Source organism: Kitasatospora sp. NPDC090308 (genome assembly GCF_044769485.1).
In the GTDB taxonomy this organism is placed as follows: Bacteria; Actinomycetota; Actinomycetes; order Streptomycetales; family Streptomycetaceae; genus Kitasatospora; species Kitasatospora fiedleri.
Genome location: NZ_JBIVXY010000007.1, coordinates 86,767 through 111,592, shown reverse-complemented (window position 1 = coordinate 111,592; position 24,826 = coordinate 86,767). Strand labels below are relative to the sequence as shown.

The following is a 24,826-nucleotide window of genomic DNA, read 5'->3' as shown; positions in this document are numbered from 1 at the left end:
GGGGCGGACGGCTCAGCGGGCGGCGGTGGCCGGGGCGTCGGCGTGCAGGTGCGGGGGGCTGTCCGGGGGACGGTGCCAGGAGGTGCGCAGGCCGCAGGCGGTGAGCACGGAGCCGACCGCGTGGTGCATAGCCTCCCGGACGGCGGTCGACACCGCCGGGGCACCGGGCAGCTGCGGGGACGGGTGCCAGGCGACGTCCACGACGTCCGGGACGTCGGTGGTGAGCGCTGCGTCCGGTGCGTCCGGTACGGGCGGGCAGCTGGTGAGTGCGACGCCGGCCGCGCGGGGGTGCCGGGCCAGCGGGAGGCCCGCGAGCGCGGCGCTGCGGCGGACGGCGGCCAGGGTCTCGGCGGGGAGGTGCGGCGCCGGGTCCGTCGGCGGGGCGGTCGGGGCCGGTGCGGCCGCGACGGCGACGGTCTGCCGGGCGGGATCGGCGGGATCGGCGGGGGCGGTGGGACCGGCCGGCCCGACCCGGGTCGGGCCGGCGGGTGTCTCGCGGACGGCGGCCAGACCGAGGGCGGGCAGCAGTTCGGCGAGCGCGGTCTCGACGCTGTCCGCCACCACCTGCCGGGTCCGGGGCCACGGGCTGCCCGCCCCGGCCGCCGCGGCGGCTTCCTCCAGCCGGGCAGAGCAGAGCCAGCGCAGCGTCAGCGGCCAGCGGTCCGGATCGACCCCGCGCCCGTCCCCGTCCCCGGCCGCGCCGCCGGTGGCGAACAGGTGGACGCCGGGCCCGTGGCCGCCGTGCGCGACGGGCAGACCGACGAGCAGCAGCGCCTCGACCACCCGGTCGGCCAGCAGCGGATCGACCCGCGCCGCCCGCGCACCGGCCGCCGCCACCCCGTGGACTCCCATCCCGACACCCCTTCCGACCGGCGGGGCGCTCCCGCGCGTGAGACTATCCATGAACGCGTAAAGGCCGTCAACAGCCCCGCCGCGCAAGGACCTTGAAGGACCACCGCCCCTCCCGCGCCGCACCGGCCCCGGCCGGAAACCGCGAGCGCCGCCCCGCACGGCGGCGGGGCGGCGCTTCGGTGAACAGGGCTTCGTGGAGCGGTGGCCGAGCCGTCAGGCGCTGTGGTCGGTGCCCACGGCACCGGCCGCCGGCTGGACCGGAGCCGTCGGCTGGGTCGGGATCTGCTGCTGCGGGGCCGGCGGCTGCACCGGGGCCTGCGGCTGGGCCGGGGCCTGCGGCTGGGCCGGGATCGGGCCCGGGTACGGCGGCTGGGCCTGGGCCTGCTGCGGAGCCTGGCCCGGGTACGGGGCCTGGCCCTGGAAGGGCGCCTGGCCCGGGTACGGGACCTGGCTCTGCGGGGGGACCGGGGTGCCCTTGGCGCGGTTCATCATCGACCGGACGAAGTTGGCGACCAGCACGATCGGAACGATGAACGCCTTGAAGATGATGAAGTACTCGCTGCCCTCGAAGAAGAAAGCGAGGTAGACGCCGTAGCCGAAGAACGCGGCACCGGCGAGGCCGCTGAAGATTCGCAGGCCGGTGCTCAGGCCGGAGGCGGGGACGAGAGCGGTGCAGATCGTTATCAGACCGCTGATCATCAGCAGGACGACGTACCAGGAGAAGCCCGGGTCGAGGCTGAAGTCAATGTTCACAGAAATCCCAAACTGGACATAAGGTGTGCATAAAGAGTCGATCGGTTGACGTACCGTACCGGAGTCCCGCCCTTCCGGTCGCCCCGGTTCTCCCGCCGGTTCGAGAACCCGGAGAAAAGGCTCCCGGGTAAAGCGGGACCCACCGTCGAAAAGGGCGCCAAAACGGGCGGACGGCCGTCGGCCCGGCCGAACCGGGACGCCGCCCTCCTGATAGCGTCCCGGCCGTGTCCCCTTCCCCTGCTTCCCCCGCCCCGCTGTACGCCGCCGCCGACATCCACGGTCACCGCACGGAGTTCCGCGACGCACTGCGGGAGGCGGGGCTGACCGGCGAGGACGGGGGCTGGACCGGCGGGCGGGCCCGGCTGTGGCTGCTGGGGGACTACGTCGACCGGGGGCCGGACGGGATCGGGGTGATCGAGGACGTCCGGCGGCTCGCCGAGCAGGCCGCGGACGCCGGCGGCCAGGTGGGGGCGCTGCTGGGCAACCACGAGGTGCAACTGCTCGCCGCCCACCGCTTCGGCACCGCGCCCGTACCCGGGTGGAGCCAGCCCGGCGGGTTCCACGGCGGCTGGGCCCGGTTCGGCGGGCAGGAGCGGGACCTGCGCCGCCTGACCCCCGACCACCTGGACTGGCTCGCCGCACTCCCCGCCGCCGTCCTGGTCGACGACCACCTGCTGGTGCACTCCGACACCACCCAGTACCTCGAACTCGGCACCGGGATCGCCGCCGTCAACCGCGCCGCCGCCACCGCCCTGGCCGACGAACGCCCCGGAGCCTGGCTGGAGTTCAGCCGCCGGATGAGTTCCCGCGGCTCCTTCCGGAACGCCCGGTCCACCGACCCCGGCGACCCGGTCGCCCGGATGCTGGACGCCCTGGGCGGCACTGTCCTGGTGCACGGCCACAGCACCCTCACCAAGCACTTCGGCATCCCCCCGGAGCACGTCCGGGAGGCGCTGCGCTACGCCGAGGACCGGGTCGTCGCCATCGACGGCGGCGTGTACGAGGGCGGTCGCATCCTGCTCACCCGCCTGGCCTGAGCCCGCCCCGGCCGCCCCCGCGCCCTCGCGCCCCGCGTCCTCGCGCCCCTGCGTCCTCGCGCTCCAGCCCCCGCCGCGCGGGCCCGGTCCGCCCCGGGTCGCCGTTCTCCGTCCGGGCGGGCCCTGTCGGCGGGCCGTCGGCCGACCGGGGGTGCGGTCGCGCCCGTGGCTGGTGGACACCGTCAGTTCCCTTGCGAAACAGGCCGGTTGGCGGCTTACTGACCGGTAGTCAATTGATCTTGGTCGCTGCTATCGTGCCTGCGGAAGTTCCGAGACCAGTACCGAAACAAGGGGAGATTCATGCGCACGTCACAGCGGAGGGCCGCCCTCGCGCTCAGCGTTCTGGCCATGACCGCGGGGATGGTGTCCGTCTCCGCTCCGGCCGAGGCCGCCAGCACCCCGAGCGGGGCCTGCGGCAGCGGCTACTACCAGATCGACCACCACGCCCTCGGCTCGGTGGCCGACATCTACCTGTTCTACAACGGGTCGAGCAACTGCGCCGTCACCTGGGTGCGCAGCCCGACCGGGACCAGGACGTACGACCTGCGGGTGCACATAGACCGGGAGAGCGACCTGGCGGGCTCCGCCGACGGCGGCTACTACAAGTACTACGCCGGCCCGGTCAAGCTCAGCGCCAAGGGCACCTGCATCTCGTGGGGCGGCTACGCGGAGGGCATCAGCTGGGGCTCCGACTGGGAGCACTGCGGCTGACCGACCCCGCCGCGACCCGCCCGGCCGGTTCCCGGTCCGGCCTGGCGGGGCCTTCGGACCGGGGACGGACCGGGGGCGGACCAGGGTCGGGTCAGGGACGGGTCAGCCGGTGGCGGGACTCCACCGCCGCGACGGTCTTCTTCAGTGCGCTGCCCAGGACGCCCCTGCCGACGCTGCCCAGCAGCAGGCCGGTGATCCGGCCCTTGAGGTTCTTGCCCTCGCGGACCACCACCGCGTCCAGCCGGGTCGTGCCGTCGGGCAGCGGGGTGAAGGTGTACGTGTGGCCGGAGGCGCCGCCCCAGAGGTTGGAGTCGACCGTGGTCATCACGACGCGGTGCGGGTCGGACCAGTCGTAGCGCAGCCGTTCCCAGACGCCGCCGGAGCCCTCGGTGACCTCGGCGTGGTCGGGGCCCTCCGTGTGGACCCGGAGGAACTCGTCGGCGCTGTTGGGGAACAGTTCCCGGCGGCCCGGGGTGAAGTCGGTGAGGCACGCCACGAACTGCTCCGGGGTGGCCAGGGTCCGCTCGGTGAAGTGGATGGTTGCCATGGGGTTTCTCCCTGCGCTCCTCGCGTCGGTCTGCCGGACGGCCCCCAGACTGCCCGGTGCCCGCACCCCGTCGAGCCGGTGCCGGACCCTGGCCCGGGCCGACCCGTGCCCGGCCCGTGCCCCGGCCCGGGTACGGGACCCGGGGGACCAGGGTCCGGCACCGGCTCGACGGGCCCGCGGTCCGGGGATCGTGGTCGGTGGGACGCCGACCGGCGTCCCGGGCCGCAGAGGAGCCGACGATGGTGGAATTCAAGATCGAGGTCGTGGTCGTCCCGGTCTCGGACGTGGACCGGGCCAAGGAGTTCTGGACCCGGATCGGGTTCCGCGAGGACGTCGACCACACCGGCCCCGGCGGCTTCCGGGTGGTGCACCTGACCCCGCCCGGCTCGGCCGCGTCGCTGATCGTCGGCAGCGGCGTGACCGCCGCGGCCCCGGGCTCCGAGCACGGCGTGCACCTGGTGGTGGACGACGTCGCCGCGGCCCGCGCCGAACTGGCGGCGGCCGGGGTCGAGGTCAGCGAGGTGTTCCACGACGCGGGCGGGGTCTTCCACCACGCCGGCACCGCCGAGCGGGTCACCGGCCCGCACCCGAAGCGGCAGTCGTACGGCTCGTTCGCCTCGTTCGCCGACCCGGACGGCAACACCTTCGTCCTCCAGGAGGTCACCGAGCGGCGCCCCGGGCGGATCGACCACGCGGTGTACCGCTCCGCCGACGCACTCGAATCGGCGCTCCGCGACGCCGCGACCGCCCACGGCGCGCACGAGGCCGAACTCGGCCACGCCGACCCGGACTGGCCCGCCTGGTACGCCGCCCACATGGCGCGCGCGGCCGGCCTCGGCCGCTGAGTGGGCCGGCGTGAGCGGCACGGGCGGCACGGGCGGGGCGGGCGCGGGCGGCTGCGGGCGGTGCGCCGGTACCGCGACGACGGCGGGACCGGTGACGGCGGTGGCGGCGGCGGGCCGCGAGGCCGAGCGGGCGGAGCTGGCGGCGTTCGTGACGTCCGCCGCCGGCCGGGCCCTGGTGCTGCGCGGGGCGGCGGACGCCGACCGGTCCGCCCTGCTGGGCCACGCCGCCGCCCTCGCCGAGCGGGAGGGCCACACCGTCGTCCGGGCGGCCGGCGTCGAGGTGGAGTCGGCGCTGCCCTGGGCCGGGCTGCACCAGCTGCTCCACCCGCTGCTCGCCGACGCCGCACGGCTGGACGAGGCGGCCCGGACCGCGTTCGACACCGTGTTCGGCGGCCCGCTCGGTGGCTCGCGCGGCGGCTCGCGCGGCGGCCCGGGCGGTGCCCCGGACTGCGGCCCGCCCTCGGTCATGACGCTCGGCATCGCGGTGCTGCGCCTGCTGGCCCTCGCCACCGAGCAGCGTCCGCTGCTGCTGGTCCTCGACGACGGGCAGTGGCTGGACGAGGCCAGCGCCGACGTCTGCGGCTTCGTCGGCCGCCGCCTGACGGGCCGTCCGGTGCGGCTGCTGGTCGCGGTCCGCCCCGGCCTGCCGTCCCGGTTCGACGCCGCCGCCCTGCCCGAGCTGCCGATCGCGGCCCTCCCCGACGAGCCCACGGCCCGCCACCTGCGGCTCGCCGGGGCCCCGCCCCACACCCCGCCCCCGGCGCCGGGCGCGCTGACCTGGCAGGAACGCCGCATCGCCGACCTGGCCGCCAGCGGCCTGACGAACAAGCAGATCGGCGCCCGGATGCACCTGTCGCCGCGCACCGTCAGCTCGCACCTGTACCGCGTCTTCCCCAAACTGAGCGTCACCAGCCGGGCGGCCCTGCGCGACGCGCTGACCCGCCACGCGGGCTGACCTCCCGTCACCTGTCTTCCTCTCCCTCCCTCTCACCCCGGGGCGCCGCGCGCCTCCGGAAAGGACCGGAAATGATCAGCAGGCGCACCTTCACCACCGCGGTCGGCCTCGGCGTCGGCGCCACCGCCCTCCCGGCCACCGCCCCGGCGGCCGGCGCGCTCACCGCCGACGGCCGGCCGACCGCCCCGGCCACGACCGTCCCCGCCACGACCGTTCCCGCCGTCGCCCCCGGCACCCACACCGGCTTCGCCGACCTGAGGCGGGTCCAGGCCGGCGTGCTCGACATCGGCTACGCGGAGACCGGCCCGAAGGACGGCCCGGTGGTGATCTGCCTGCACGGCTGGCCGTACGACATCCACAGCTTCGTCGACGTGGCCCCGCTGCTCGCGGACGCCGGCTACCGGGTGATCGTGCCGTACCTGCGGGGCCACGGCACCACCGCGTTCCTGTCGCCGACCACGGCCCGCAACGGGCAGCAGTCCGCGATCGCGCTCGACGTCGTCGCCCTGATGGACGCCCTGAAGATCCGCCGGGCGGTGCTGGCCGGCTTCGACTGGGGCTCGCGGACCGCCGACATCGTCGCCGCGCTGTGGCCGGAGCGGGTCAAGGCGCTGGTGTCGGTGAGCGGCTACCTCGTCACCCACCTCCCGGCGCAGCGCACCCCGCTGCCGCCGAAGTACGAGCGGGCCTGGTGGTACCAGTACTACTTCGCCACCGACCGCGGCCGGGTCGCCATGGAGACCAAGGCGAACCGGCACGACCTGGGCCGGCTGGTGTGGGACGAGGTCTCCCCGACCTGGGACTTCGACGAGGCCACCTTCGAGCGCACCGCCGCCGCGTTCGAGAACCCCGACTACGCCGCCATCGTGGTCCACAACTACCGCTGGCGGCTGGGCCTGGCCGACGGCGAGCGCCGCTACGACCGCTACGAGCGGCTGCTCGACGCCCAGCCGCCCGTCACGGTGCCGACCATCACCCTGGACCCCGCCCTCGACCCGTTCCTGGCCTCCACCGACGGCACGGCCTACCGGAAGTTCTTCACCGGCGCCTACGAGCACCGGGTGCTCGCCGGGATCGGCCACAACGCGCCGCAGGAGGCGCCGACCGCGTTCGCCCAGGCCGTGGTGGACGCCGACCACCTGGCGGCGCGGCCGTGAGCGGCCCGGCCGCCAACGGGCGGACGGGCGGCCCGGACGCCGACACGCACGTGCGCGGCCCGGACGCCGACGCGCGGGCCGCCGAGGTCCGCCGGGCCCGGTTCGGCGCGCTCCCGGAACGGGTCGCCCTCGCCGACCTGGTCGAGGAACGTCCGGTCCCGCCGCCGCACCGGACGGCCGACGCCCACGACCCCGACAGCCAGGAGGTGCGGTTCTCCTGCCTGGCGGCCGACCTCGGCCTCTGAACCCGCCGGTCCGCCCCGAGCCCCGCGCCCCCCCGCGCCCCGTCACTCGATCTCGTACATCCCGTCGCCGTCGAGGTGGCGCACCGTGTTGAGGTCGCGCTGGAGCACCGCGTCCACCGGGTGCTCCAGCGTGAGGGTGGCCGGGTAGCCCCGGTCGTACGTGGTCGGGCTGATCGGGTCGCCGGGGCCGACCAGCACGGTGAGGTCGCGGAAGCTCTCCAGCTCCGCGATCCGGTCGAGCGCCCGGTAGCGGACCAGCCGCCCGGCCGCCGGGGCGACCAGCGCGGCCCAGGCGAACGCGTGCCGCCGCCGGTACCCCCGGCCGGCCCGGGCCCGGAAGCGCTCCGGGCGGACGTAGGCGTCCACGACCCACTCCAACTGGCCCTCGCCCAGCAGGTGGGCGGTGTAGTAGGGCAGCCCCGACATGCGGGCGCCCGCCTCGACCAGCCGCGGACCGTCCGGCGTCAGCTTGACCTCCAGGTGGGCGGCGCCGTACCGGATGTCCAGCGCGTCCAGCACCCGGCGGCCGTACGCGGCGAGTTCGGGCACCGGCGGCTCGTCGCAGCGCAGCAGCACCTGGGCCACCACCAGGTCCCGCACCCCGTTGGCGGTGATCCGCTCGGTGCGCCAGGCGTCGGTCAGCTGGTGCGTCCCGCCGCTGCTGACCGTGTTCAGGACGTACTCGGTGCCGACCAGGTACTCCTGGGCCACCACCTCCTCGATCGGCTCGCCCTGGACCGTCCCCCGGGCGCGCAGCCGGTGCAGCGCCGCGACCGAGTCCCCGGGCGCGTCGCAGAACGACACGCCGTCGCCCCAGTAGCTGCGCAGCGGCTTGACCACCGCCACCCCGCCCAGCCGCCGGTGCCAGGCGCGCAGCTCGTCCGGGTCGCCGGTGCGCAGCTGGCGCATGCCGGGCACGCCCCGGGCCTTGAGCGTCTCGATCTGCACGTACTTGTCGCGGCGCGCCGCGCTGGCCGCGGTGCCGTTGGAGGGCAGCCCGAGCCGCTCGGAGAGCGCGTCGGCCAGCTCCACCCCGGTCTCGCGGCCCGCCAGCACCGCGACCGGCCGCAGCGCCGCCAGCCGCTCGGCCAGGGCGTCCACCCCGCCGTCGTGGACCAGCACGCGGCCGAACCGTCCCGGGTCCACCGGGTCCACGCCGAACGGGAGTTCGGGCGTGCTCTGCACCTGGACGACCTCGCCGCCCGCCGCGCCGAACGCGTCGACGTGGCCGAAGGCCGCCCCGAACGCGTCGACGACCGCCACGCGGAACGCTGCCATGCCTGCCTCCTACGGATGGGGGTGGGTCGGGGCCGCGACGAGGTCGAGCACCTCGCGGCGGAGTTCGAGCAGCCGGTGCACCGCGTTCGTCAGCACGTGGCGCACGCTGAAGCCCGAGGTGCCGGTGTCCCCGGGGTGCTGGGCGTCCCCGGCGGCCAGGACGCTCCGCTCGCCGTCCTGCGCGCCGATCTCCCGCCGGGTCAGCCCCGACCGGTCCGGGAACGCCTCCGGCAGCAGGCGCCGGGTGATCCCCAGGTGCACCATCCGGAAGTCGACGAACCCGTCGATCAGCCGGACCAGTCGCTCCGTCCCGGCGTCGTCGAGCACCAGCCGGCCGTCCCGCACCGACTGCCGCACGTTCGCGCCCAGGCCGGAGGCGCTCCGCCAGCGGGCGACCACCGGCCGGGCCCAGGACGGGAAGTAGGACATCGCCTGGTCCAGGTAGACGCCGTACTCCCCGGTCGGCGGCAGCAGCACCAGTTCGAGGAGCTGGACGCTGGGCATGAACGCCCCGCTCGCCCCGCGCGGACCGCCGGGGTGGCCCAGGTGGTACGGCCGGAAGCGGCCGAACGCCTCCCCGGACAGCCTGCGGTAGCTCGCCATGTCCGAGGTGAACTCCGCGACGCAGCGCGCGGCGTCCTCCAGCACCGCGGCCGGCTTCACGGCGTCCGGCGCCGCCACCAGCGCGCGCAGACCGTAGGCGGCCGACCTGATCCACGGCTCGGAGAGGTGGTGCCCGAGGTAGAAGTCCCGTTCGAGGGTGCCCAGCCGCCCGGGCGAGAACACCCTGATGTCACCGCAGCGCGCGTACTCCTCGCTGTTCACGTCGATCAGCAGCTCGTAGCTCAGGTGCGGGTCCAGACCGGGGAAGCGCGCGCACTGCGCGGAGACCAGCTCCACCAGCTCGCGCGGAGCGGCGTGCGGCCCGGCCGGAACGAACCCGTTGAGCATGAAGAGCAGGTCGAGCTGGGTGACCCGGGCCGCGCGCGGGTCGTCGTCGGCGAGGCAGCGCCGACCGTACTCGATCAGCAACTCGCGCTGTTTGTCGGCGAGTTGGTGGTACGTCAGGCCGTCCCCGCCGACCTCGGACAGGTCCTGCGGAAGTTCGCGCAGGACGTAGTCGCGGAACGGCGAGGAGGACCGCAGGAGCACGCGCGGCCCGCCCGGCCCGCTCGGCCCGCTCGGCGGGAGGGTCCGGCGGGGGTCCGCGGAACCGTTGAAGAGATCACTGCTGTCCATGTCCGCTCCTTGTCCGCAGCAGGGGGAAGTGAGGGGCGGGCGGGCCGGTGACGTCGCCGCCGGCCCGCCCGGGCGCTTGAGGGCGCTTGAGGACGCTTGGGGCGCTTGGGGGCGCGTCAGGGCCGGACGCAGCGGAAGCTGCCCGCCGCGGCCGGGTCGCCGCGGGTGTAGCGGGAGACCATCGGGTAGCGGCACAGGTCGCGGGCGACGCTCCGGCCGTCCGCGGTGGTCAGGGTGGCGTGCAGGACGTCCGGGGCCTGGCCGCGCTCGACCCAGGCCGTCAGCGCCGCCAGGTCGTCCACGCCGCCGCCGCTCAGGCCGCAGTGCGCGACGCCCGGAGCCAGGAAGACCCGGTAGAAGCCGTCGACCCGGGCCGCGCCGCCCATCCGGGCCTCGACGCGCTCGCGGTAGTCCACCGTCCCCCGGGTGGGGATCAGCTGGTCGGCGCTGCCGTGCCAGGTGAGCAGCTTGCCGCCGGCGTCGCGGAACGCCGACAGGTCCGCGTCCCGGGAGCCGATCACGGTGTCGTACTCGGCGCGGGCCGCGCGGAAGATCCGCTCGAACTGCTGGTACGTCAGGTCCGCCGAGTCGAACCCGGGCTGCTTCAGCACGAAGTCGGCCACCCACTGGGCCGGGACGGTGAACGGCTGACCGGTGGGCACGCCGTCCACGGGGGTGCTGGCGGCCAGCGGGGAGAAGTCGGCGCCGACCGGCAGCCCGTACCAGAGCCGTCGGCCGCCGCCGTCCCGCGGGCCGTCCCAGATCCGGCGGACCACCTCGGCGTCGGCCGCGTCGATCGTGTACTCCTCGCCCTCGCACACCACCTTGCTGCCGATCAGCCGGCGCGGGTCGAAGTCGCAGCGGTCCGGGTCGCCGACCAGCCCGTCGGCCACGCCGTCCAGCCGGTCGCAGGCCCGCAGCGCGGCCCGGTTGAAGGCGTCGAACTCGCAGGTGGTCGGATAGGTGTGCTCCTGCTTCATCACCACCTGCGGCCACAGCGTGGCCACTTCGAACTGGTTCCAGTTGATGCCCGGAGCGGCGGCGTTGATGCCGTCGAAGTCGGTCGGGTACCGCTGCGCCTCCACGTAGCCCTGGCGGCCACCGGTGGAGCAGCCGTTGAAGTACGAGTGGAACGCGCTGCCGCCGTACCCGTCGCCGACGACCTGCTTGGCGACCAGCGCCAGCTCGTGCACCGAGCGCGAGGCGAAGTTCTCCAGCAGCGCGGCGTCGACCCGGCCCTGCGGGTCCAGTCCCCAACTGCCGTCCAAGCCGGTGGTGTACACGCCCGCGTCGGTGGTGGCCGCCGCGTAACCCTGCTTGACCGCCGCGGCCACCGCACCGATGTCCCCGGCGGCGTAGCCGGCACCGCCGACCGCCTGGAACCGCCCGTTCCACCCGGCCAGCGGCAGCCAGACCTGCACCCTGGCCCGGTCGTCCGCGCCCGGATGGGTCAGCGTGACAGTCACCTCGCAGTGCGCCGGGACGTCGGCCACCGGGTAACCGCCCAACGGCGGGGACCCGGGCACCTGGAACGTCCCCGCCGGCACCGCCGCCGCGGCCACCGACTCCACCACGGCGCCCTCCGGCGCCGCCGGCCGGAACGCGGCACAGGCCGCCACGGCGGACCCGGGACCGGCCCGGTCCGCACCACCCGCCGGGCCGGTCGACGCGCTCGCCGGCGCGCACAGGGCCACGGCCGCCGCCAGCGAGAACCCCGCCGCCGCGAGCCTCGGAAGCCGTCGGTTCATGTGTGTCTCTCCTCGGATTCGGCAATCGCGACCCCACTGTCGCCGACCCACCGACCCGGGCACATCGGTCAACTGACGCCCCGCCGGGTAATCAGTCGACGTACAGTCAGATGACGGATACGGACGGACGGCCGACCGGCTGACCGCCCGACCGGCCGGTCAGCGCCCCGGACGGTGCCAGGTCCCGGCACGGCCCGCCGCCACCGGCGGGGACGTCCGCCGTCACGGGGCGGTGGACCGGTGGTCACCGGCGGGGGCAGTTGCCATAGCCGTGCCCGCCGCTGTCGCCGTTCAGCGAGCACGTCGTCACCGGTCGGCAGGCAGCATCCGCCGTCAGCCGCCGTGCCCGCTGCTGCCGCGTCCGCCGTTCACCGAGCATGCCGTCACCGATCGGCAGGCAGCGTCCGTCGTCATGTCCGCCGCTGCCGCCGTTCACCGAGCATGCCGTCATCGGTCGGCAGTCAGCATCCTCCGTCGCGCCGCCGCGCCCGCTACCGCCGGGCCCGTCGTCACCCTCCGGCGAGGGCGTCGTCGCCGTGCTCGTCGTCTTCGCGTCCGCCGCTGCCGCGTGGGCCGCCGTCATGTCCGCCGCTGCCGCCGTTCACCGAGCATGCCGTCATCGGTCGGCAGTCAGCATCCTCCGTCGCGCCGCCGCGCCCGCTACCGCCGGGCCCGTCGTCACCCTCCGGCGAGGGCGTCGTCGCCGTGCTCGTCGTCTTCGCGTCCGCCGCTGCCGCGTGGGCCGCCGTCATGTCCGCCGCTGCCGCCGTTCAGCGAGCACGTCGTCACCGGTCGGCAGTCAGCATCCTCCGTCGCGTCGCCATGCCCGCTACCGCCGGGCCCGTCGTCACCCTCCGGCGAGGGCGTCGTCGAGCTCGCGGCGGGAGGAGACCCCCAACTTGGTGAACACCTTGCGCAGGTGCCACTCGACGGTGCGCGGGCTGAGGAAGAGCTGGGCGCCGATCTCCGCGTTCGGGTGCCCGGTGGCCGCCAGCCGGGCGATCCGGGCCTCCTGCGGGGTGAGGACGGGCTCGCCGCCGGTGTCGCGTCGGCGCACCGTCTCGCCGGTGGCCAGCAGCTCCCGTCGGGCCCGTTCCGCGAACGCCTCCATGCCCATCGCCGCGGCCGCCCCGTGCGCGGCGCGCAGTTCGTCGCGGGCCTGCGCCCGCCGGTTCCGGCGGCGCAACCACTCGCCGAACAGCAGCCGGGCCCGGGCCTCCAGCCCGTCCAGCCCGCCCACGGCGAAGTGGTCGACCGCCTCGCGGTAGCGCTCCTCGGCCCGCTCCGGCGCCCCGGCCAGGGCCTCCGCCAGCGCCCCGGCCCCCCGCGCCCAGGGCGTCCCGGCCCGGGCCCAGTCGGCCAGTCGCTCGCGCGCCCCGGCCGCCGCGTCCGGCCGCCCGGCCCGGACCGCCGCCTCGACCAGCTCCCCGCACGTCCAGTGGTGCACGGCGAGATCCCGGTGCTCGGTGCCCCGCAGCGCCGCCTCCAGCGCGAGCGGGTAGTTGCCCAGGCCGTTGTGCAGCACCGCCCGCGCCAACGCCGCGGTGGCCGCCAACCGGCCCAGACCGCGCTGCTCGCACTCCCGCTCCACCCCCTCGACCTCCGCCAGGGCCGACCCGTCCCGCCCCCGGTACGCGCCGATCAGCGCGGCCGTGACCGCCCGGGTCGCCGCGCCCGCAGCCTCCTCGACGGCCGCCGCCCCGGCCAGCAGCGCCCCGGCCTCGGCGAACCGCCCCGCGAAGCCCAGCGCGGCCGCCCGGTACGGCAGCGCCGCCGCCAGGGTCGACAGCGCCCCGGTCGCCCGGGCTGAGCGCACCGCCCGGTCGGTGACGTCCAGCCAGGCCCGGAGGTCGCCCAGCTCGGCGGCGGCGTTCACGACCGCCCACAGCAGGGCCGGGTCCTCGACCTCGGTCCGCGACCGCAGCGCCCGCGCCAGCAGCGGCCGGGCGGCGACCGGCCCGTCCGTGCTCCACACGGTCAGCGCCCGCAGCAGGACACCGGCCTGCTCGTCCCCGGGCGGCAGCGCGCGGGCGGCCGCCGCGACCCGCCCGAGCGCCTCCCGGTCGTAGCGGCCGGCCCGGACCGCCGCGCCGAACGCGGTCAGGCAGGTCTCCCGCGCGGCGGCCGGATCGAGCCCGCCGAGCCGCTCCGCCGCGTCGAGCAGCGGCCCCACCGCCCCGGCCCCCCGGTCCCGCAGGGCGGACGCCCGGGCCCGCAGCCGGTGCACGTCGGCCTGCTGCACCAGGTTCAGCGGCCCCAGCTCGGCGGCGGCCAGCAGGTCCGGCACCCGGGCCGTCAACCCGGCCGCGAGGGAGGCCGCCGCAGCCGCCAGTGCCCGCCGCGCCTGCCCCTTCGGCTCGGGGGAGAGCGCGGCGGCCCGCTCCAGGAAACCGGCCGCGGCGGCCCGGCCGCCCCGGGCCAGGGCCCGGTCGGCGGAGTCCTCCAGGGCGGCGGCGACCTGCTCGTCCGGCCCGGCCGCGGCGTGCGCCAGGTGCCAGGCCCGCCGGTCGGGGTCGCGCCCGCCGTCGGTGGCCTCGGCCAGCGCCCGGTGGGCGGACCGCAGGGCGGCGGCGTCCGCGCCCCGCCACACGGCGGAACGCACCAGCGGGTGCCGGAACCGCACCGGGGCGCCCAGGGTGACCAGCCCGGCCGCCTCGGCCGGGGCCGCCGCCTCCGGCCCGATGCCCAGCAGCCGCAGCGCGTGCCACAGCAGCGGCCCGTCGCCGACCGGTTCGACCGCCGCGACCAGCAGCAGCGCCCGGGTGTCGGCCGGCAGCGCCTCCACCCGCCGCCGGAACCCCTCCTCCACCCGGGACGCCAGCGGACCGGCCCCCGGCCCGCCGAACCCGAACGCCAACTCCGCGGACGACAGGCCGCGCGGCAACTCCAGCAGCGCGAGCGGATTCCCGCCGGTCTCACCGACCACCCGGTCCCGCACCCGGGCGTCCACCGGCCCCGGCAGCACCCGGTCCAGCAGCGCCCTGGCCTCGGCGTCGCCCAGCCCGCGCAGCGGGAGGTCCGGCAGTCCGGCGAAGCCCGCGTCGCCCACCCCGTCGACGGTCCGCTCGGCGAACACCAGCGCCACCGACTCGGCGTCCAGCCGCCGGCCGACGAACGCCAGGATCCGCTGCGACATCAGGTCCAGCCACTGGGCGTCGTCCACCAGGCACACCAGCGGACCACCGGCGGCGGCCTCCGCGAACAGCCCGAGCACCGCCATCCCGACCAGCAGCATCTCGGGCGCCGCCCCCGCGCTCAGCCCGAACGCCACCCGCAGCGCCTCCCGCTGCACCGGCGGCAGCCCGTCCAGCCCGTCCAGCAGCGGAGCGCACAAGCGCTGCAACGCCGCGTAGGCGAACTCCGCCTCCGCCTCCACCCCGGCCGCCCGGACGACCCGCCACCGCCCCGCCCGCCCGGCCCGCTCGGCCACCAGGTCCAGCAGCGCCGACTTGCCGACCCCGGCCTCCCCGCGCAGCACCAGCACCCGGCTACGGCCCTCCCGCACCTCCCGCAGCAGCTCCTCCAGCGCCCCCGACTCCCGCTCCCGGCCGAGCAACCGCTGCACCACGTGATCCGACATCACACCTCCGCCCGGTCCCCCCTCCCCGGAGGGACCGGCCCCATCCTACGAACCACCCCGCCCGCGCCCGTCGCGGCGTCAGTTCGTGGGCGCCCCCGCGGTACCGCCGGGGGCGCCGGAGTCCGCGCCGCCGGAACGCCACCCGACGGCGTGAACGGTCAGCCCCCGTCGGCCGCCTGACGCGCCACCGTCTCGCGCAACCGCCGCCGGCGCTCCGTCGCCCGCCGCCGCTCGTCCTCGTCGGCGGCGGTGATGTCCAGGAAGACCTGGTCGAAGTCCGGGCACACCGACCTGATCCGCTGCTTCAGCTCCACGCACAGCCGCTCGACCCCGGAGCTGTCCAGCCCGTCCACCAGGTCCATCCGGGCCGCGAGCAGGGCGGAGTCCGGGCCGAGCTGCATCGTCAGCAGCCGGGTCACGGTGTCGATCTCGGGCCGCTCGGTCAGCACCTCCAGCGCCCGCTGCTGGAGGACCGGGTCGACGGCCTGCCCGACCAGCCGGTCCTTGGCGTCGCGGCCGAGCCGGTAGGCGACGTACATCAGCAGCACCGCGATGGACAGCGCCGCGCCCGCCTCCCAGACCGGCTGCCCGGTCCACTGGTGCAGCCCCGCGCCGACCAGGGCCAGCAGCACGCCGAGCACCGCCGCCGCGTCCTCCGCGAACACCGTCCGCACGGTCGGGTCGTCGCCCCGCCGCAGCTGCGCCACCACGCCGCGTCCGGCCTGCCTGGCCTGCCCGCGGACCTGCACCGTCGCCCTGACCAGCGAGGCGCCCTCCGCGAGCAGCGACACCGCCAGCACCACGTAGACGATCAGGTAGCCGCCGGTCTCCTCGGCCTCCGGGTTCAGCAGGGTGTGCAGGCCCTGGTAGAAGGAGAAGCAGCCGCCGGTGACGAAGATCCCGACGGCCGCCAGCATCGACCAGAAGAAGCGCTCCTTGCCGTACCCGAACGGGTGCCGCGCGTCCGCGCGCCGACGGCTGCGGCTCAGCGAGGCCAGCAGGAACACCTCGTTGAGGCTGTCCGCCACCGAGTGCGCGGCCTCCGACAGCAGTGCGGGCGAACTCGCGACCAGCCCGCCGGCCACCTTGGCCAGCGCGATCACCAGGTTGGCCACCAGCGCGATCAGCACCGTGCCCCTGGTCTCACCGTCCCCCTGCCCGCCGCCCCCCTTCCTCCCGGCACCCGGGTCCGTGTCCGTGTCCGCGGCCGTGCCGCGCCCGTCGTCGTGTTCGTCGCCCCTCGTCACGCCCGCCGTCTGCCCCGGCTCCTCCCGCACAAGCGCCGAACCGGGCGTCCGGCCGCCTCAGTCGGCGACGGCCGCCCCGGTCCCGATCAGGAAGGCGGTGAGGACGCGGCGCAGGCGGGGTTCGACCTCGACGACGGCGTGGGCGAGGCGGGGGTCGGAGGTGTAGAGCTCGCGCAGGAGCGGGCCGGGGCTGGCGATCTGCCACAGGGCGCCGGCCATCCCGGTGGCGGTGGCGACCAGGTCGAGCACCTGCTGCTCGGACAGGCCCAGCAGGCGCGCCAACTCCTCGCCGATCAGGGCGACTTGCTGCAGGGTGAGGAGCTTGAACGCGCGCACCGCCTCCAGCGACACGTTGCGCTCCAGGTTGAGCGGCGCCTGCGCGAGCAGGTCGCAGAACACCGGGCGGTCCGCCAGCGTCGAGGCGAGGAGCGCGGCGACGTCCGCGGGGGAGGCGTCCGTCCGCGCCGCCAGCTCGGCGCGGAGCGTCGCGGACCACTCCCGCCAGCCCTCGGCGGTGAGTTCGAGGAAGATCTGCTCCCTCGTCTCGAAGTAGCGCAGCAGCGCCGACTTGTGCATGCCGACCTCGGCGGCGATGTCGGTGAGGCTGACGTCGCGGATGCCGCGCTCCCGGCCGAGCGTCCGGGCCGCGTCCAGGATCGCCGTCTCGCGCACCTGCTTGGCCTCGGCGCTGCGGGCCCGTCGGAAGGCTGGCTGACTCATGGCCCCATCATAGGAGCAGCTAAGAGAACGGTGTTGCTTTATTTGGAGAACGGTGTTGTACTAACTGTATGAGCGAACACGTGCACAGCACCCGGCAGGTCTGGTTCATCACCGGCTCGTCCCGCGGGCTCGGCCGCGCCCTGGCCGTCGCCGCCCTCGACGCGGGCGACCTCGTCGTCGCCACCGCCCGCCGCCCCGAAGCCCTCGCCGAGGAACTGGCCCCCTACGGCGACCGGGTCCTCGCCCTGCCGCTGGACGTCACCAGCCCCGACGCGGCCCGCGCGGCCGTCGACGCGGCGCTCGCCCGCTTCGGCCACATCGACGTTCTGGTCAACAACGCGGGGTACGCCAACGTCTCGCCGGTGGAGAGCGCGGACGACGACGACTTCCGCGCCCAGTTCGAGACCAACTTCTGGGGTGTCTACCACGTCACCAAGGCCGCGCTGCCCGCCCTGCGGCGGCAGGGGTCGGGCACCGTCGTCCAGTTCTCCTCGATCGGCGGGCGGGTCGGCGGCTCCCCGGGCCTCGCCTCCTACCAGGCGGCCAAGTTCGCCGTCGACGGCTTCACCCGGGCGCTGGCGGCGGAGACCGCCCCGTTCGGCATCCGCTTCATGGTCGTCGAACCGAGCGGCTTCGCCACCGACTGGGCCGGCCCGTCGATGACCGTCCACCCCGTCCCGGAGGCGTACGAGGAGACCGTGGGCGCGATGAACCGCCTGGTGCGCCAAGGCGCTTCCGGCGCGGCGGGCGACCCGCGGCGGGCGGCCGGGATCATCGTGCGCACCGTCCACCGCGGCCGGGTGCCGGGCCACCTGCTCCTCGGCGTCAACGCAGTGGAGATGGCGCTCGACCACTCCCGCCGCCAACTGGCCGAGGCGGGCGCCTGGGAACAGGTGAGCCGTTCGGCCGACTTCGCCGAACCCCACCCCGTCGACCTGCCGCCCGAGACGGCCTGAGGGCCGACGGTCTGACGGCCGGTCGGGTCCGACCCGGGGTGACGGAACGTTCCGGTGCGTCAAGAACCTTGGGCGCGTGCGGTGGTGCCGCCCCGTCGAGCGGTGCCTTCGCGCCCGGGCCCGCCCGCGGTGACCCACCGGAACGTTCCGCCCGAAAGGCGCCGCGCCCCGATGACCGTCTAGCTCGACGAGTACTTCACCCGCATCGCGTGGGACGGCGACCGGACCCCCACCCTCGCCACCCTCCGCTCCCTCCACCGCGCCCACGTCCTCGGCATCCCGTTCGAGAACCTGGACGTCGTGGTCGGCGAGGTGCCGTCGCTGGACCTCCGCGACCTCCAGGCCGAGCCGGTCGAGTCCTCCCGCGGCGGCTACCGCTTCGAGCACAACAGCCTGTTCGCCGCCGTTCTGGAACGGCTGGGCTTCGCCGTCCGCCGCCTCACCGGCCGGGTCCGGGCCGGGGCCCGCCCGTGGGAGGAGCGTCTCCGCACCCGCATGGTGCCGGCCGTCGAGACACCCGGCGTCCCCGGCCGGTACCTCGCCGACGTCGGGTACGGCAGCATCGGCGCACTGCTGGAACCGCTGCCGATGGCCCCCGGCCAGCAGCACGAGGCCGCCGGAACCGCCTGGTCCTGGAGGAGGCCGACGGCCCGGCCCCGGTCCGGGTGATGCAGGCCCGCGGCAGCGGCGGCTGGCAGGACCGGACCGCCTTCACCCCGGACCGGACACCCGTCGCCGACCTCGTGCTCGGCAACTGGTTCACCGCCACCTACCCGCGCTCGCCCTTCCACCGGCTCCACGTCCAGCGCACCCTCGCCACCGGCCACCACCTCCTGCTCGACGGAACCACCTTCGTCCGCACCGCACCCGACGGGACCCGCTCCGTCCGGAGGTCGAGAACCCCGGCGACCTCCCGGACCTCCTGCACTCCGAGTTCGGCCTCACCCCGCCCGCCGGCTTCCGCCCGCCGGCCCGCCACGCCTGATCCGCGCCACCACCGGGGACGGCTCCGCCCCGGCCGCGGGGCCTGGGCCTGGGCCGGTCGGGGCGGCCGCACCGTCCGCGCCCCTTGCCCCGGGCCCCCGCCGACGGGCACGCTCGACGGCACGTCGGATCCGACACCCGGGGGCCCCGTGAACGACATCGACCGCCGCAACCGCCGAGGCGCCCTGGGCTGCCTCCTCGTCGTCCTCCTCCTCGCCGCCGCCCTCGCCGCCTTCGTGGTGTGGGCCTGGAACCAGCCGGGCGGGAACACCCCCAGCTACTGGCACTGACGGCCGCGCGGCCACCGTGCAGCGCTTCGCCCGCACGGCCGCCCGCGCCGAACAGGCCGGCTTCGACGGGGTCGAGGTGCACGCCGCGCACGGCTACCTGCTGTCGCAGTTCCTCTCCCCGCTCGTCAACAGGCGCACCGACGCCTGGGGCGGCCCCCTGGAGAACCGGGCCAGGATGCTGCTGGACACCGTGCGCGCCGTCCGCGCGGCCGTCTCGCCCGCCTTCACCGTCGCCGTGAAGATCAACTCCGCGGACTTCCGGCGCGGCGGATTCGACGCCGACGACGCCCGCCAGGTGATCGCCTGGCTGGCACCGCTCGGCGTCGACCTGGTCGAACTCTCCGGCGGCGGCTACGAGAGCCCCGCCGTGACCGGCCGCGCCACCGACACCCGCACCCGGGCCCGCGAGGTCTACTTCCTGGAACTGGCCGAGGACCTGGTCACCACCAGCCCCCTCCCGCTGATGCTCACCGGCGGCATCACCCGCCGCGCCACCGCCGAACAGGTCCTCGCCGGCGGCGTCGCACTCGTGGGCACGGGCACCGCCCTCGCCGTCACCCCCGACCTCCCGGACCGCTGGCGCCACGGCCGCGAAGCCGACCAGCGGATGCGGCCGGTCACCTGGAAGGACAAGCCCCTCGCCTCCGCCGCCTCCATGGCCCAGGTCCGCCGCCAACTCCGCCGCCCCGCCCGCGGCAGCCGCCCGCGCCCCGGCCTCCACCCGGCCCTCGCCCTGCTGACCGAGCAACTCCAGCAGCGCCGGGCCCTGCGCCGCTACCGCGCCTGGCTGCCGACGCGGCGGCACGCCGCCGCCCACGGCCACCCGCACCGGTGACGGCGGGCCGGGCCCGCGTCCGGCGGAGCCGTCCGCCGGACGCGCCGGTCTCGGTTCCGGCTCAGTCGCCCACCGCGACCTCGGCCCCGGCCCCGGTCTCGACTTCCGCCCCGGCCTCCCAGCGCAGCAGGTCGCCCGGCTGGCACTCCAGCACCTCGCAGAGCGCGGCGAGGGTCGCGAAGCGCACCGCCTTGGCGCGGCCGTTCTTGAGCACCGCCAGGTTGGCGGGCGTGATGCCCACGCGGTCCGCGAGTTCGCCGACGGACATCTTCCGCCTGGCCAGCATCACGTCGATGTCGACCGCGATCGGCATCAGATCACCTCGTCCAGCTCGGCCTGCATCCGGGCCGCTTCGACGTCGCGGGCGACCGCCTGGGCGAGCAGCGTGCGCAGCACGAACACGATGAGCGCGACTCCCAGGACCGCCACGCCGATCCCGCCCATGATGAGGGTGACGCCGGGGTCGTCCCGCTGGCCGGGCGCGTTCAGGGCCGCGACCGCGAACCACACGACGGCCGCCGCGACGATCGCGCCGATGATGCCGTCCACGTACCGGAAGGCGGCGGAGGAGAACACCGTCCCGCGCCGCACCATCGTGACCAGCCGCCACACGCAGACCACGGCGGCCTGGGCCGCCCCGATCCCCAGGATCGTGACCACGCGCAGCGAGGTCAGCGGAAGCGACCCGTCCTCCGGGTCGTTCCCGCTGACCAGCACCCACACCATCAACGCCTGCACCAGCACGCTGCCGGTGAACACCACCGCGAGCACGGCGCGCAGCGCGCGCACCACCAGCTCTCCCATGCCCCATCCTTCCATCGAGATGCGATGGAAATCTATCGAAAATCGATAGGTGGAGCAAGATTCGAGCCGGAGGGCGGACAGCGCCCCCGCGCCACCGACTCCTCGGCCCCTACGGCCGCGGCGGCCGGAGCCGCCGCCTCACCACACTCACCACGCTCACCACGCGAAGATCCGCCCGACGGCGAAGCCGATGCAGCAGACGACCATCACCACGATGACCAGGAGGGGAATCCAGCCGGGCCAGGCCGTGTGCAGTTCCACCGGCTCGGGGGTGGAGATGCCGTGCGTCGTCGAGCCTTCGCACTCGGGCGTCTCGGTCGGCATGGAGTGGCCCGGCAACTGCACCGGGGCGGGAACAGAGCTGCTGACGGACATGGCGTCCTCCCGATTTCCCGAGTGGCCTGGTGCGTCGACGTGCTTCCACCTCCACGGTCCACCCGACGGCGCCCGAGCGCAAAACCCGGGCCGGAACCGCTGCGCCGTCGCGCCGCCTCAGACCTGTTCGCGGGGCACGGGCATCGCCCAGCGGATCGCCCGCACCACGGCCAGGCCCAGCGGCCGGACCGCCGCGGCGCTGAGGGGATCGGACGGCAGGCCCAGCAGGGCGCGGTGTTCCGGGGCGGGCAGGCCCGTGGCGGCCGCGGCCAGCGCACCGTAGGCGGGACGCACGGCCAGCGGGAGCGGCGGGCGCAACAGCAGGAAGCGGGCGGCGGCCCGGGCCTCGGCCGTCCTGGCCAACTCCGGCCGGTAGGAGCGCAGGACGGCGGCGAGGGCCGCGCGGTCGCGGGGCGGGTCCTGCACCCCGAGGGCGGCGGCCACCTCGGCCGTGTCCGCCACGTAGGCGTCGCAGCCCGCGGCGTCCAACGGCCTTGCCCCGTAAGCCTGGTGGGCCCGCAGGAAACTGTCGGTCTCCGCCGCGTGCACCCAGGCCAGCAGGTGCGGGTCGTCGGCGCGGTAGGGGAGCCCGGCGGCCGTGGTGCCACGGACGCGGGCGTGCACGGCGCGGACCCGGTCCACCGCGGCCCGGGCGTCGTCCACGGTGCCGAAGGTGGTGACGGCGAGGAAGGTACTGGTGCGCTGGAGCCGCCCCCACGGGTCGCTGCGGTAGCCCGAGTGCGCGGCGACCGCCGCCATGGCCGACGGGTGCAGCGACTGGACCAGCAGCGCGGCCAACCCGCCGACGAACATCGAGGCGTCACCGTGCACCGTCCGGATCGGCCGGTCCGGAGCGAACCAGCGCGCCCCCGGAGTCCCGTGGATCCGCTGCCGCACCGCCGGCCCGTCCGGCCCGGCCACCCTCGCGAACAGCGCCGCCCCCAACCGCTCCCGCAGCCCGAGCCGCTCCTGCACCCCGCCCGACGACACCCCGCCGCGCTCCGCGTCCATGCCCTCCACGGTAGGCGCTGACCCGGACGGCACCAAGCGGCGCGCCCGCCCGCCTGTCCGCCTGCTGATCGGTCCTGCCCGGGGCGCGGGGGTGCGGGCCTTGGCGTGGAACTGCCCCGGTACGACGTTCACGTCCCCGTCGACCGGCCTCGTCCCGGACGCTCGGGCCCGGGCCTCGGTGCCAAGCGGCGCGCCTGCCCGCCTGTCCGCCTGCTGATCGGTCCTGTTCGGGGCGCGGGGGTGCGGGCCTTGGCGTGGAACTGCCCCGGTACGACGTTCACGTCCCCGTCGACCGGTCTCGTCCCGGACGCTCGGGCCCGGGCCTCGGCACCAAGCGGCGCACCCGCCCGCCTGTCCGCCTGCTGATCGGTCCTGTCCAGGACGCCTGGGACCGGGCCCCGGTGTGGAACCGCCCCGGCGCCACGTCCACGCCCCCGCCGGAGCGACACGAGACCAGCGGGCGCGGTAGCCGTCGGCCACCGGGCCCAGGCCCGAGCAGCGGGCCCCCGCCGTGCCAGCGAGCCGCCGTGGCGGACTCCTGCCCGGGTGACGGCCGGTTCGGGCCGAGCCCGGGTCCTGTCGCGCGGGGGCCGGTTACCGCTGAGGTCCGTCCTGTCCGCCGCCACGGCCGTTGCGCCGTTTGCCGCCCCGGTTGCCCGACACGGTCTTCGCAACCGGGCCCGGGGCGGTCCGCCTGGTTGCCGCTGGACCCCGGCCCTGGCGGCAGCCGTGGAACGGTTCCACCGGCCTGGCCGGTCAGCAGGCCGACCACCCCGGTCGGCGACGGCTCCCGCCTCGGTGGGGGAGACCCCCCGTCAGGAACCGACCGCACCGTCCGCCACCATGGTCGTTGCCGTCGCTGGCTCGCCGTCCCGGTCGGTCGGCGCGGTCTTCGCGGCCGGGCCCGGGGCGGCCCGCCTGGTTGCCGCTGGACCCCGGCCCGCGATGGTAGCCACGCAACGAGCTCCGCCGGCCCGGCCGGTCAGCAGGCCGACCACCCCGGTCGGCGACGGCTCCTGACCCGGTGGGGGAGACCCCCGTCAGGAACCGACCACACCATCCGCTTCGCCCGCGTCCACCTCCGCCTCGTCCCCGTCCCCGTCCCCCTCCCCGGACCGGGCGATCCGGGCGGCCAGGAAGGCGAACGCCAGGGCCAGCACGGCCTGCACGGTCACGGCGACGGCGAAGCCGCGCGACAGCCCGCCATCGGCACCGCCGCTCGTACCGCCGCCGCCCGCCGTCGCGGTGGCCACGGCGTGGAAGAGCCCGCCCAGGAGGGCCACGCCCAGGCCGAGGCCGAGTTGCTGCAGCGTGGTGAAGAGCCCGCCGGCGACGCCCGCCGCCCAGGTGGGGGTGCGCGACAGGACCGTGCGCAGGACCGGACCGTACATCAGGGCCTGGGTGACGCCGAGCAGGATCAGCAGCGGCTGCAGGGCCGCCGGGGCCCCGCCGCGGGTGCCGTCCACGGTGAGGGCGAGTCCCAGCAGCACGGCCGCCTGCCCGACGGCCGCGCCGGTCATCGTCCAGCGCCCGGTGCGGCGTTCCACGGCCGGCAGGACGAGGGCGGTGACGACGAACGCCGCGCCGAAGCCGAGCAGCAGCAGGACGGTGCCCCAGGCGTCCACGCCGAACGCGCTCTGGGCGAGCGCCGAGAACTCGTACAGGAAGGCCCCGTAACCGGTGAAGAACAGCAGCGTCATGACCAGGCCCCGGCGCACGGCCGGGGTGCGCAGCACGCTCGGCGGCACGACGGGCAGCTCGCCGCGGCGCTCGGCGGCGCGCTGCGAGCGGGCGAAGACGGCGAGCACCGCGGCGCCCGCGGCCAGCATCACGGACACCGGGGCCGGGCCGCCCGCGGAGGTGCCGAGGGTCAGCGGCACCACGACGAGGAGCAGGCCGGTGCCGAGCAGCGCGGCCCCGCGCAGGTCGAGCGCCAGCGGGGCCGTCGAGCGCGACTCGGGCACGGTGCGCAGGGCGAGCAGCGCCGCCGCGCCCAGCGCCCCGGTGAGCACCTGGACCAGCCGCCAGCCCCAGTGCTCGCCGGCCGCCTGCGCCACCGCGCCCGCCAGCAGCTGGCCGGTGACGGTGGCGATGCCGCTGACGGCGGCGAACAGCGTGACGCCCAGCGCCCGCAGCCGCCCGGGCGCCGTGGACTGGATGGTGGACAGCACCTGCGGGGTGAACAGTCCGGCGGCGGCGCCCAGCACGGCGCGCAGCACCACCAGGACGGCCAGGTTCGGCGCGAGCGCGGCCAGCACCGAGGCCGCGCCGAACGCGCCGACCCCGGCCGCGAGCAGCCGGCGCCGCCCGAACCGGTCGCCCAGGCGCCCCGCGACGACGAGGGTCGCGGCGAACGCGGTGGTGTACGCGGACAGCACGAGCTGCCCGCCCGACACGCTCACCCCGAGGTCCGCGGTGATCGCGGGTTCGAGCAGGTTGACCGACCCGAACGTCATGTTCACGGGCAGGTAGGCGAGCAGCAGGACGGCGAGGCCGCCGCCGGTGAGGGCGCGCGCCGGACGCGGCACCACGGGACGGGTGAGGGGAACGGTCTGTGCGGTCATGACCACGACCCTGCGCCCCGTCCGATCCTGGTACCAGGAGCCTGGTCATACGGGTACCGGCACCACCTGGATCCGCCCGCCGCGAGCCGCGAC

Annotated in this window: 23 protein-coding genes and 2 pseudogenes; 11 read left to right on the top strand and 14 right to left on the bottom strand. The window is 76.1% G+C overall.

Going from position 1 to position 24,826, the window contains the following annotated elements; genetic code table 11:
* Positions 1–12: 12 nt before the first annotated feature.
* The gene (locus tag ACIQVD_RS18410; RefSeq protein WP_402290280.1) at positions 13–852 is read right to left on the bottom strand and encodes a hypothetical protein; all 840 of its coding nucleotides are present in this window, start codon (positions 850–852) and stop codon (positions 13–15) included.
* 213 nt (positions 853–1,065) lie between these two features.
* Positions 1,066–1,605 (bottom strand): hypothetical protein, encoded by a 540-nt coding sequence (locus tag ACIQVD_RS18405; RefSeq protein WP_402290277.1) that lies wholly within the window; start codon positions 1,603–1,605, stop codon positions 1,066–1,068.
* A 224-nt stretch (positions 1,606–1,829) separates the two neighbouring features.
* On the opposite strand from ACIQVD_RS18405, the gene ACIQVD_RS18400 reads away from it, so the two are divergent.
* Both ACIQVD_RS18400 and ACIQVD_RS18395 read left to right on the top strand, forming a co-directional pair.
* A complete protein-coding gene (locus ACIQVD_RS18400; RefSeq protein ID WP_402290275.1) occupies positions 1,830–2,642 on the top strand; it encodes a metallophosphoesterase in 813 nt (270 codons plus the stop codon).
* A 348-nt stretch (positions 2,643–2,990) separates the two neighbouring features.
* Positions 2,991–3,353, top strand: coding sequence for an acetyltransferase (locus ACIQVD_RS18395; RefSeq protein WP_402290272.1), 363 nt, complete (start codon positions 2,991–2,993; stop codon positions 3,351–3,353).
* Between the two features lie 91 nt (positions 3,354–3,444).
* Here ACIQVD_RS18395 and ACIQVD_RS18390 read toward each other — a convergent pair whose 3' ends face one another.
* A complete protein-coding gene (locus tag ACIQVD_RS18390; protein ID WP_402290269.1) occupies positions 3,445–3,900 on the bottom strand; it encodes an SRPBCC family protein in 456 nt (151 codons plus the stop codon).
* 239 nt (positions 3,901–4,139) lie between these two features.
* Between ACIQVD_RS18390 and ACIQVD_RS18385 the strand changes: the two genes are divergently transcribed.
* The 5 genes and pseudogenes from ACIQVD_RS18385 (at position 4,140) to ACIQVD_RS18365 (ending at position 7,102) form a co-directional block, all read left to right on the top strand.
* On the top strand, positions 4,140–4,745 hold the full coding sequence (locus ACIQVD_RS18385; RefSeq protein WP_402290266.1) for a VOC family protein: 606 nt from the start codon (positions 4,140–4,142) through the stop codon (positions 4,743–4,745).
* A 10-nt stretch (positions 4,746–4,755) separates the two neighbouring features.
* A pseudogene (locus ACIQVD_RS18380) lies at positions 4,756–5,349 on the top strand (AAA family ATPase); the annotation flags it as partial.
* A 162-nt stretch (positions 5,350–5,511) separates the two neighbouring features.
* Positions 5,512–5,700: pseudogene (locus ACIQVD_RS18375) on the top strand (response regulator transcription factor); the annotation flags it as partial.
* 71 nt (positions 5,701–5,771) lie between these two features.
* Complete coding sequence (locus ACIQVD_RS18370; RefSeq protein WP_402290263.1) at positions 5,772–6,857, top strand: alpha/beta fold hydrolase; 1,086 nt, start codon at positions 5,772–5,774, stop codon at positions 6,855–6,857.
* Positions 6,854–7,102 (top strand): hypothetical protein, encoded by a 249-nt coding sequence (locus tag ACIQVD_RS18365; protein ID WP_402290261.1) that lies wholly within the window; start codon positions 6,854–6,856, stop codon positions 7,100–7,102. The genes ACIQVD_RS18370 and ACIQVD_RS18365 overlap by 4 nt, the downstream gene beginning before the upstream one ends.
* A gap of 42 nt (positions 7,103–7,144) precedes the next feature.
* Here ACIQVD_RS18365 and ACIQVD_RS18360 read toward each other — a convergent pair whose 3' ends face one another.
* The 6 genes from ACIQVD_RS18360 to ACIQVD_RS18335 form a co-directional block, all read right to left on the bottom strand.
* Positions 7,145–8,380: a biotin carboxylase gene (locus tag ACIQVD_RS18360; RefSeq protein WP_402290259.1), complete on the bottom strand. Its 1,236-nt coding sequence runs from the start codon at positions 8,378–8,380 to the stop codon at positions 7,145–7,147.
* A gap of 9 nt (positions 8,381–8,389) precedes the next feature.
* A complete protein-coding gene (locus tag ACIQVD_RS18355) occupies positions 8,390–9,619 on the bottom strand; it encodes a hypothetical protein (protein WP_402290256.1) in 1,230 nt (409 codons plus the stop codon).
* A 116-nt stretch (positions 9,620–9,735) separates the two neighbouring features.
* Positions 9,736–11,367: a tannase/feruloyl esterase family alpha/beta hydrolase gene (locus ACIQVD_RS18350; protein WP_400681369.1), complete on the bottom strand. Its 1,632-nt coding sequence runs from the start codon at positions 11,365–11,367 to the stop codon at positions 9,736–9,738.
* 847 nt (positions 11,368–12,214) lie between these two features.
* On the bottom strand, positions 12,215–14,947 hold the full coding sequence (locus ACIQVD_RS18345; RefSeq protein ID WP_402290254.1) for an AAA family ATPase: 2,733 nt from the start codon (positions 14,945–14,947) through the stop codon (positions 12,215–12,217).
* Positions 14,948–15,105: 158 nt separating this feature from the next.
* Positions 15,106–16,077: a cation diffusion facilitator family transporter gene (locus tag ACIQVD_RS18340; protein ID WP_400681374.1), complete on the bottom strand. Its 972-nt coding sequence runs from the start codon at positions 16,075–16,077 to the stop codon at positions 15,106–15,108.
* Positions 16,078–16,251: 174 nt separating this feature from the next.
* A complete protein-coding gene (locus tag ACIQVD_RS18335) occupies positions 16,252–16,914 on the bottom strand; it encodes a TetR/AcrR family transcriptional regulator (RefSeq protein WP_400681376.1) in 663 nt (220 codons plus the stop codon).
* Positions 16,915–16,982: 68 nt separating this feature from the next.
* Between ACIQVD_RS18335 and ACIQVD_RS18330 the strand changes: the two genes are divergently transcribed.
* The 4 genes from ACIQVD_RS18330 to ACIQVD_RS18315 all read left to right on the top strand — a co-directional run bounded on the left by ACIQVD_RS18330 (position 16,983) and on the right by ACIQVD_RS18315 (position 19,979).
* Positions 16,983–17,870 carry an SDR family NAD(P)-dependent oxidoreductase gene (locus tag ACIQVD_RS18330; RefSeq protein WP_402290251.1) on the top strand — a complete coding sequence of 296 codons (888 nt, stop codon included), beginning with the start codon at positions 16,983–16,985 and terminating at the stop codon, positions 17,868–17,870.
* A 204-nt stretch (positions 17,871–18,074) separates the two neighbouring features.
* A complete protein-coding gene (locus ACIQVD_RS18325) occupies positions 18,075–18,539 on the top strand; it encodes an arylamine N-acetyltransferase (RefSeq protein WP_402290649.1) in 465 nt (154 codons plus the stop codon).
* Between the two features lie 464 nt (positions 18,540–19,003).
* Positions 19,004–19,144, top strand: coding sequence for a hypothetical protein (locus ACIQVD_RS18320; RefSeq protein ID WP_402290248.1), 141 nt, complete (start codon positions 19,004–19,006; stop codon positions 19,142–19,144).
* A gap of 16 nt (positions 19,145–19,160) precedes the next feature.
* Positions 19,161–19,979 (top strand): hypothetical protein, encoded by an 819-nt coding sequence (locus ACIQVD_RS18315; RefSeq protein ID WP_402290245.1) that lies wholly within the window; start codon positions 19,161–19,163, stop codon positions 19,977–19,979.
* Positions 19,980–20,040: 61 nt separating this feature from the next.
* On the opposite strand, the gene ACIQVD_RS18310 is transcribed toward ACIQVD_RS18315, so the two are convergent.
* The 5 genes from ACIQVD_RS18310 to ACIQVD_RS18290 all read right to left on the bottom strand — a co-directional run bounded on the left by ACIQVD_RS18310 (position 20,041) and on the right by ACIQVD_RS18290 (position 24,733).
* Positions 20,041–20,292 carry a helix-turn-helix domain-containing protein gene (locus ACIQVD_RS18310; protein WP_400681390.1) on the bottom strand — a complete coding sequence of 84 codons (252 nt, stop codon included), beginning with the start codon at positions 20,290–20,292 and terminating at the stop codon, positions 20,041–20,043.
* The gene (locus tag ACIQVD_RS18305) at positions 20,292–20,783 is read right to left on the bottom strand and encodes a DUF2975 domain-containing protein (RefSeq protein ID WP_402290241.1); all 492 of its coding nucleotides are present in this window, start codon (positions 20,781–20,783) and stop codon (positions 20,292–20,294) included. Before ACIQVD_RS18305 ends, ACIQVD_RS18310 begins: the two co-directional genes overlap by 1 nt.
* A gap of 156 nt (positions 20,784–20,939) precedes the next feature.
* Entirely contained in the window at positions 20,940–21,158 is a 219-nt protein-coding gene (locus ACIQVD_RS18300; protein WP_402290239.1) for a DUF6480 family protein, read from the bottom strand.
* Positions 21,159–21,275: 117 nt separating this feature from the next.
* Complete coding sequence (locus tag ACIQVD_RS18295; RefSeq protein ID WP_402290237.1) at positions 21,276–22,169, bottom strand: oxygenase MpaB family protein; 894 nt, start codon at positions 22,167–22,169, stop codon at positions 21,276–21,278.
* Positions 22,170–23,209: 1,040 nt separating this feature from the next.
* Positions 23,210–24,733 (bottom strand): MFS transporter, encoded by a 1,524-nt coding sequence (locus tag ACIQVD_RS18290; protein WP_402290235.1) that lies wholly within the window; start codon positions 24,731–24,733, stop codon positions 23,210–23,212.
* Between the last annotated feature and the right edge of the window lie 93 nt (positions 24,734–24,826).

Excerpts from the sequence above, each read along its gene's own strand:
- ACIQVD_RS18410 (WP_402290280.1), bottom strand. The coding sequence starts at position 852 with ATGGGAGTCCACGGGGTGGCGGCGGCCGGTGCGCGGGCGGCGCGGGTC.
- ACIQVD_RS18395 (WP_402290272.1), top strand. The coding sequence starts at position 2,991 with ATGACCGCGGGGATGGTGTCCGTCTCCGCTCCGGCCGAGGCCGCCAGC.
- ACIQVD_RS18390 (WP_402290269.1), bottom strand. The coding sequence starts at position 3,900 with ATGGCAACCATCCACTTCACCGAGCGGACCCTGGCCACCCCGGAGCAG.
- ACIQVD_RS18385 (WP_402290266.1), top strand. The coding sequence starts at position 4,140 with ATGGTGGAATTCAAGATCGAGGTCGTGGTCGTCCCGGTCTCGGACGTG.
- ACIQVD_RS18370 (WP_402290263.1), top strand. The coding sequence starts at position 5,772 with ATGATCAGCAGGCGCACCTTCACCACCGCGGTCGGCCTCGGCGTCGGC.
- ACIQVD_RS18360 (WP_402290259.1), bottom strand. The coding sequence starts at position 8,380 with ATGGCAGCGTTCCGCGTGGCGGTCGTCGACGCGTTCGGGGCGGCCTTC.
- ACIQVD_RS18355 (WP_402290256.1), bottom strand. The coding sequence starts at position 9,619 with ATGGACAGCAGTGATCTCTTCAACGGTTCCGCGGACCCCCGCCGGACC.
- ACIQVD_RS18350 (WP_400681369.1), bottom strand. The coding sequence starts at position 11,367 with ATGAACCGACGGCTTCCGAGGCTCGCGGCGGCGGGGTTCTCGCTGGCG.
- ACIQVD_RS18345 (WP_402290254.1), bottom strand. The coding sequence starts at position 14,947 with ATGTCGGATCACGTGGTGCAGCGGTTGCTCGGCCGGGAGCGGGAGTCG.
- ACIQVD_RS18335 (WP_400681376.1), bottom strand. The coding sequence starts at position 16,914 with ATGAGTCAGCCAGCCTTCCGACGGGCCCGCAGCGCCGAGGCCAAGCAG.
- ACIQVD_RS18330 (WP_402290251.1), top strand. The coding sequence starts at position 16,983 with ATGAGCGAACACGTGCACAGCACCCGGCAGGTCTGGTTCATCACCGGC.
- ACIQVD_RS18310 (WP_400681390.1), bottom strand. The coding sequence starts at position 20,292 with ATGCCGATCGCGGTCGACATCGACGTGATGCTGGCCAGGCGGAAGATG.
- ACIQVD_RS18305 (WP_402290241.1), bottom strand. The coding sequence starts at position 20,783 with ATGGGAGAGCTGGTGGTGCGCGCGCTGCGCGCCGTGCTCGCGGTGGTG.
- ACIQVD_RS18300 (WP_402290239.1), bottom strand. The coding sequence starts at position 21,158 with ATGTCCGTCAGCAGCTCTGTTCCCGCCCCGGTGCAGTTGCCGGGCCAC.
- ACIQVD_RS18295 (WP_402290237.1), bottom strand. The coding sequence starts at position 22,169 with ATGGACGCGGAGCGCGGCGGGGTGTCGTCGGGCGGGGTGCAGGAGCGG.
- ACIQVD_RS18290 (WP_402290235.1), bottom strand. The coding sequence starts at position 24,733 with ATGACCGCACAGACCGTTCCCCTCACCCGTCCCGTGGTGCCGCGTCCG.